The sequence below is a fragment of the Mesorhizobium sp. J18 genome, from assembly GCF_007829525.1.
GTDB lineage: Bacteria > Pseudomonadota > Alphaproteobacteria > Rhizobiales > Rhizobiaceae > VLJP01.
On the sequence record NZ_VLJP01000012.1, the window covers coordinates 247,936 to 254,093 of the forward strand.

Below are 6,158 nucleotides of genomic sequence, written 5' to 3' on the forward strand. Positions count from 1 at the left end.
CAGGAGCATATCTTTGGAATGTAACAGGAGGCGATGGTGACCGCTCAGGTGTCGAAATCGCAGTTCAAGGCAAAGGCGCTTGAGTATTTCCGTCAGGTCGAGGCCAGTGGTGAACCCCTGATCGTCACCGATCATGGCAAGCCGACGCTGGAAATTCGCCGCATTAATGACGAGAAGCAGGATCCCTTTGAAATTCTGAAGGGCTCGGTACTCTGGTACGACAGGCCTTTCGATCCCGCGGTGGACGAGGATGAGTGGAACGCGTTGAAGTGATTGTCGTCGATACACACGTCCTGTTGTGGTGGTTCGGCGGCGAAACGCGAAAACTCAGCGCAAGAGCAAGGAAATCACTCGAGTCGGAGCGAAGCGGCGGGACAATCTTCGTATCCTCGATTTCCGCTTGGGAGATAGCTATCCTCGCCGCCAGGAAACGGATCGGCCTGTCCAAGGACGTGCTTGACTGGCTGGAAACGGTCAGCTGGCTCGACGCCATCAAGTTCGTGCCGATCGATAACGAGATCGCTGTAAGGAGCACTCAACTGGGACCGGAGTTCCACAAAGATCCGGCAGACAGGTATATCGTAGCGACCTGTCAGAAACTTGCTGCTCCTCTGGTCACCGCCGATCGCAAGATACGCGCCCATCGTCAAGTCCAGACAATCTGGTGACGGTTTTCACCACCGCGTCGGCTCGCCGGGAGCGGCCGGTTCGATCGCCAATGCGTGGACGCCGGTGCCCAGTTCGTCGGCCAGCAGCGTGTTGATGGCGCGATGCCTTTCCACCCGGCTTTTGCCGGCAAAGGCTTCCGCCACGATGCGGACACGAAAATGCGTTTCTCCGGTGCCGTCGAAAACTTCCTCATGGCCGGAAGCGGTATGATGATGGCCCGCATGAAGGTGGCTCTCGTTGATCACAGCCAGCCGTTCGGGAGAAAAAGCTCTGCGAAGTTTCGCTTCGATGGTCTCCTGGATGGACAAGGCGACCTCCTCATACCATATGGGGGCTATCCCCCGGTTCATCGTCGATTCACGCGTTAGGGCGATCATTGGCGAAATGTCAATTCTTGTTTCGCGATGACCGGTGCCCATAATCAGGACAGTTTTGGATCGCTCAGACTTTCGATGAAACCCTACTCGAAATATTTCGAGAAAATCCGCGTCCGGCCGGATCCCCAGGCAGAGGTGAAGGCGGAAGCGCCGCGCTGCCAATGGGACGGCTGCGAGGAGCCTGGCACGCATCGCGCGCCTGTCGGCCGGATGAAGGAAGGAGAGTATTTCCGATTCTGCTTCGAGCATGTGCGGGAATACAATAAGGGCTACAATTATTTTTCCGGGCTTTCGGACGGCGAGATCGCGCGTTTCCAGAAAGAGGCGCTTACCGGTCACCGGCCGACCTGGACCATCAGCGGCAATTCCAGCGCGCGGGCGGCTCCCGATTTCTCCACCGTGCGGTCGGGCCGCGCCGGCTATTACAGCCGCATCGGCGACCCCTTCAATCTCTTCGGTTCCGAGGGGCGCGAGGCGATTGAGCCGCGGCAGCGGAAAGTGAAGCCGCTTGAGGCCAAGGCGCTGGAAACGCTTGGTCTTGACGCAAAGGCGACTGGCGCAGACATCAAGGCGCGCTATAAGACACTTGTGAAGCGCCACCATCCGGATACGAATGGCGGCGACAGGGGTTCGGAAGAACGCTTCCGCGACGTGATACAGGCCTACCGCCTCTTGAAGCAGGCGGGTTTGTGTTGACTGCCGCGTCTGCTAAGACAACCCCGGATGACGAGACGAGCGGCACGGGCACCGGGCCTGCGCCTGCTGGAGGCATGATGAACAGAATGGACCGTGATATCGCCAATCTCCCCGATACGACCGTGTCGGTTAAGGAGACCTTCGGCTTCGATTCGCAAATGGTGGTTCCCGCCTATTCGGTGGCGGACCAGCATGTGCCCGACATCGATCCCGACTACCTGTTCGACAGGCAGACGACCCTGGCGATCCTTTCCGGCTTTGCCTACAACCGGCGTGTGATGGTCTCGGGCTATCACGGCACCGGAAAATCGACCCATATCGAGCAGGTGGCCGCGCGCCTTAACTGGCCCTGCGTGCGCATCAATCTCGACAGCCATGTCAGCCGTATCGACCTCGTCGGCAAGGATGCGATCGTCCTGCAGGAAGGCGTGCAGGTGACCGAGTTCCGCGACGGCATCCTGCCCTGGGCCTATCAGCACAATGTCGCCCTGGTCTTCGACGAATACGACGCCGGCCGGCCGGACGTCATGTTCGTCATCCAGCGCGTGCTGGAATCCTCGGGCCGCCTGACGCTGCTCGACCAGAGCCGCGTCATCCGTCCGCATCCGGCCTTCCGCCTCTTCGCCACGGCCAACACGGTCGGTCTGGGCGACACCACCGGCCTTTATCACGGCACGCAGCAGATCAACCAGGCGCAGATGGACCGCTGGTCGATCGTCACCACGCTCAACTACCTGCCGCACGACAAGGAAGTCGACATCGTGCTGGCCAAGGCCAAGCATTACCGCAACGAGAAGGGCCGTGAGATCGTCAACAAGATGGTGCGTGTCGCCGACATGACGCGCTCGGCCTTCATGAACGGCGATCTCTCCACCGTGATGAGCCCGCGCACGGTCATCATGTGGGCCGAGAATGCCGAGATCTTCGGCGATGTGGGCTTCGCCTTCCGCCTGACATTCCTCAACAAATGCGATGAGCTGGAAAGATCCGTGGTTGCCGAGTTCTATCAGCGCGCATTCGGCGAGGAACTGCCCGAGTCGGCGGCGAATGTGGTGCTTGCCTGACGAAGCGGACGATTATGGCCGGTCCCGGTGACAATTCACGTGCAAGGGCGAAGGCGGCGGCGGATACGGACACGTTCAAGCGCGCCGTCACCGTCTGCATGCGCGCCATGGCCGGCGACCATGAGCTGGAAGTCTCCTTTGCCAAGGAGAAGCCGGCGCTGACCGGCAGCCGGGCCAGGCTGCCCGACCTTCCGAAGAGGGCCACGGCCGACGACATCAGCGTGACGCGGGGGCTTGGCGATTCCATGTCGCTGCGCCGCGCCTGTCACGATTCCCGTCTGCATGGCCGTCTTGCCCCGCAGGGCAAGCAGGCGCGCGCCATCTTCGATGCGGTCGAGCAGGCGCGCGTGGAGGCGATCGGCGCCCGCGCCATGCAGGGCGTCGGCGACAATCTTGCCGCCATGCTGGAAGACAAATATGCCCGCGCCAACCTCGCCGATGTGCGCGACCAGGCCGACGCGCCGCTGGAGGAGGCGGTGGCGCTGATGGTGCGCGAGAAGCTGACGGGCCGGCCGGCGCCGAAAAGCGGCGAGCAGCTGCTCGGCCTCTGGCGCGACTGGATCGAGGAGAAGGCCGGCGGGGGGTTCGATTCGCTCCTTCCCCATCTGGAGGATCAGGACGCCTTTTCGCGTGTCGTCCGCGACATGCTCGCTTCCATGGATATGGGCGAGGAATTGGGCGAGGAGGAAGGCTCCGAATCCGACGATAGCGACGACCAGCCGCAGGGCGAGGATAAATCCGAGGAGGGCGGCGAGGAGGATAGCGGCGCCGAGCAGTCGCAGCCCGAGGAGTCCGACACGTCGGGCGACGAGGCGGAGGCCGGCGAGACCGAGGCCGCCGATGCCAGCGCGGATGACATTTCCGAGGATGAGGATCTGGACGCCGAGACTCCGGGCGAGGCGAAGCGGCCGGAACATCCCTTCACCGCACTGACGCGCGAGATCGACTACAAGGTCTTCACCGGCGAGTTCGATGAGACGGTGGGCGCGGAAGATCTGTGCGACGAGGAGGAACTCGATCGGCTGCGCGCCTTCCTCGACAAGCAGCTTGCCAACCTGCAAGGCGTTGTCGGCCGGCTGGCCAACCGTCTGCAGCGCCGTCTGATGGCGCAGCAGAACCGTTCCTGGGATTTCGATCTGGAGGAAGGCTATCTCGATCCGGCGCGACTCGTGCGCGTCGTTATCGACCCCATGCAGCCGCTGTCCTACAAGCAGGAGCGCGACACCAAGTTCCGCGATACCGTGGTCACTCTCCTCCTGGACAATTCCGGCTCCATGCGCGGGCGACCGATCTCGGTTGCCGCCACCTGCGCCGACATCCTCGCCCGCACGCTCGAGCGCTGCGGCGTGCGGGTGGAAATCCTCGGCTTCACCACGCGTGCGTGGAAAGGCGGCCAGGCGCGCGAGAAATGGCTGAAGGACGGCAAGCCCGTCAATCCCGGCAGGCTGAACGATCTTCGCCATATCATATACAAGTCCGCCGATGCGCCCTGGCGCCGGGCGCGGCGCAATCTCGGCCTGATGATGCGCGAGGGGCTGCTCAAGGAGAATATCGACGGCGAGGCACTTCTGTGGGCGCATCAGCGCCTGATCGCGCGGCCGGAACAGCGCAAGATCCTGATGATGATTTCCGACGGCGCGCCGGTGGACGATTCCACGCTTTCGGTCAATCCGGGCAACTATCTCGAACGCCACCTGCGGGCCGTCATCGACCTCATCGAGACGCGCTCGCCCGTCGAGCTTCTGGCGATCGGCATCGGCCATGACGTTACGCGCTACTATCGGCGCGCGGTGACCATCGTCGATGCCGAGGAACTTGCCGGCGCCATGACCGAGCAGCTTGCGGCCCTCTTTGAAGAGGAGGACGCTCGCGGAAGCCGCCGCGGCGGTATTCTCCGGCGTACCGGCTGACCTCGGATGGGGGGCAGGGGGCGTATCTCGCTGTCAGCCCTGGCGCTCGCCATATTCACGTTGTCGCAGGTCTCCGTCGCGGGCGATCTTTCGCCGGCTTCCGTCACCGTCAACAGCCGGCCCATAACCGAGTTCAGGATCGGCTCCCAAGAGCGGCGCTTCGGACCGCTGGAATTCGTAGGCGGCCTGGAGATGACGGCCTCGTCGCGAAAGTTCGGCAGCATGTCCTCCTTCCGTTTCCGCTCGCCGGGCGGCGCGTTCATAGGGGTGGCGGATACGGGTTTCTGGTTCTTCGGACGGGTGGCAAGAGATTCCGAGGGCAGGCCCGGCGGCTTCGCGGATTTCCGGGTCGAGCCGATTGCCGATCCCGACGGGCAGGTCACCGGCGACAAATGGACGACGGATGCGGAAGGCATCGGGATTCTTGGCGACGTGGCGAGTGTGAGCTTCGAGCGCGAGCATCGCATCTCCGAGTACCGGATAGATTCGGAAGGGGTTGAAGGGCCGCTCAGGCATCTCGATTTCCTCGTGCCGGCCTATGAATTACGCCGCAATGGCGGTTTCGAGACGGTCGTCTACGCGCCCGAAGACCATCCCTTGACGGGCGCGCGGGTGGCCCTGACCGAAAAAAGCGTCGACAAGGCCGGAAACATCTTCGCCGCCGTTCTGGAGGGGCCGAGGAAGGGCGTCTTCACGGTCGCCCGCCATGATGCGTTCGACATCACCGACGGTGCCTTCCTGCCGAATGGCGACCTCCTGCTTCTCGAACGTTATTATTCCCCGGCTTCGGGCGTGGCGATGCGCCTGCGCCGGATTGACGGTTCGACGATCGAAAGCGGCGCGGTGGTTGACGGGCCGATCCTTCTGACCGCCGACATGGGCTACCAGATCGACAATATGGAAGGTCTGGACGTGTGGCGGCGCGACGACGGCGCGACCATGATCTCGATTCTGTCCGACGACAACCAGTCGATCCTCCAGCGCAACATCTATCTGGAGTTCCGGCTGGCGGAGTAGGGAGCGGTGRKGSAGGSCACCTTTCCTCTCCCCGCAAGCGGGGGAGAGGTGCCCCGCGCAGCCCTGAGCCTGTCGAAGGGGCGAGAGGGAAGAAGGATGAAGGGCAACGCTGTGAAGGAAGAACACGCGGGGATAAATCCGCCGCCCTCTCCGCGCCAAGCCGTTGTCGCCATTCACCATTCACCAGTCCCCATTCCCCATTTCATCCCCGCCTTCTTAACCTGCGCTATCCTTGCCCCATCCCTTTCCGCGGGAAAGCGGRTCGCGACGGCGRTCCCGYGGGAAAGGGACCGGCGCCTCCGTCCTGCCCTCGTAAGGCRGGGCCGGGGAGGTTCCGTCCAAGGGTTCCCCTCCCGGTACTACGGCCGGGGCGTGCTGGACGAGCACACAGCCCTGCGATGGCAAGCAGGGGCAGCGGAACGGGC

The 6,158-nt window shown here is 63.0% G+C and carries 7 protein-coding genes; 6 read left to right on the forward strand and 1 reads right to left on the reverse strand.

The features are described from left to right. Nucleotides 1–33: 33 nt before the first annotated feature. Together L598_RS07195 and L598_RS07200 are read left to right on the forward strand one after the other, a co-directional pair. Nucleotides 34–273: a type II toxin-antitoxin system Phd/YefM family antitoxin gene (locus tag L598_RS07195; protein ID WP_144861289.1), complete on the forward strand. Its 240-nt coding sequence runs from the start codon at nt 34–36 to the stop codon at nt 271–273. Further along, a complete protein-coding gene (locus L598_RS07200; RefSeq protein ID WP_246658659.1) occupies nt 255–668 on the forward strand; it encodes a type II toxin-antitoxin system VapC family toxin in 414 nt (137 codons plus the stop codon). The genes L598_RS07195 and L598_RS07200 overlap by 19 nt, the downstream gene beginning before the upstream one ends. Before the next feature lie 6 nt (nt 669–674). Here the strand turns inward: L598_RS07200 and L598_RS07205 are convergent, their stop codons facing one another. Next, nucleotides 675–977: a BolA family transcriptional regulator gene (locus L598_RS07205; RefSeq protein ID WP_144861290.1), complete on the reverse strand. Its 303-nt coding sequence runs from the start codon at nt 975–977 to the stop codon at nt 675–677. A gap of 144 nt (nt 978–1,121) precedes the next feature. Between L598_RS07205 and L598_RS07210 the strand changes: the two genes are divergently transcribed. The 4 genes from L598_RS07210 to L598_RS07225 all read left to right on the forward strand — a co-directional run bounded on the left by L598_RS07210 (nt 1,122) and on the right by L598_RS07225 (nt 5,733). Further along, complete coding sequence (locus L598_RS07210) at nt 1,122–1,742, forward strand: J domain-containing protein (protein WP_144861291.1); 621 nt, start codon at nt 1,122–1,124, stop codon at nt 1,740–1,742. Nucleotides 1,743–1,819: 77 nt separating this feature from the next. Beyond that, nucleotides 1,820–2,806 (forward strand): cobaltochelatase subunit CobS, encoded by a 987-nt coding sequence (gene cobS / locus L598_RS07215; RefSeq protein WP_144861292.1) that lies wholly within the window; start codon nt 1,820–1,822, stop codon nt 2,804–2,806. A 14-nt stretch (nt 2,807–2,820) separates the two neighbouring features. Then, a complete protein-coding gene (gene cobT, locus L598_RS07220; RefSeq protein ID WP_144861293.1) occupies nt 2,821–4,716 on the forward strand; it encodes a cobaltochelatase subunit CobT in 1,896 nt (631 codons plus the stop codon). Between the two features lie 6 nt (nt 4,717–4,722). Beyond that, entirely contained in the window at nt 4,723–5,733 is a 1,011-nt protein-coding gene (locus tag L598_RS07225) for an esterase-like activity of phytase family protein (protein WP_144861294.1), read from the forward strand. Nucleotides 5,734–6,158 lie beyond the last annotated feature (425 nt).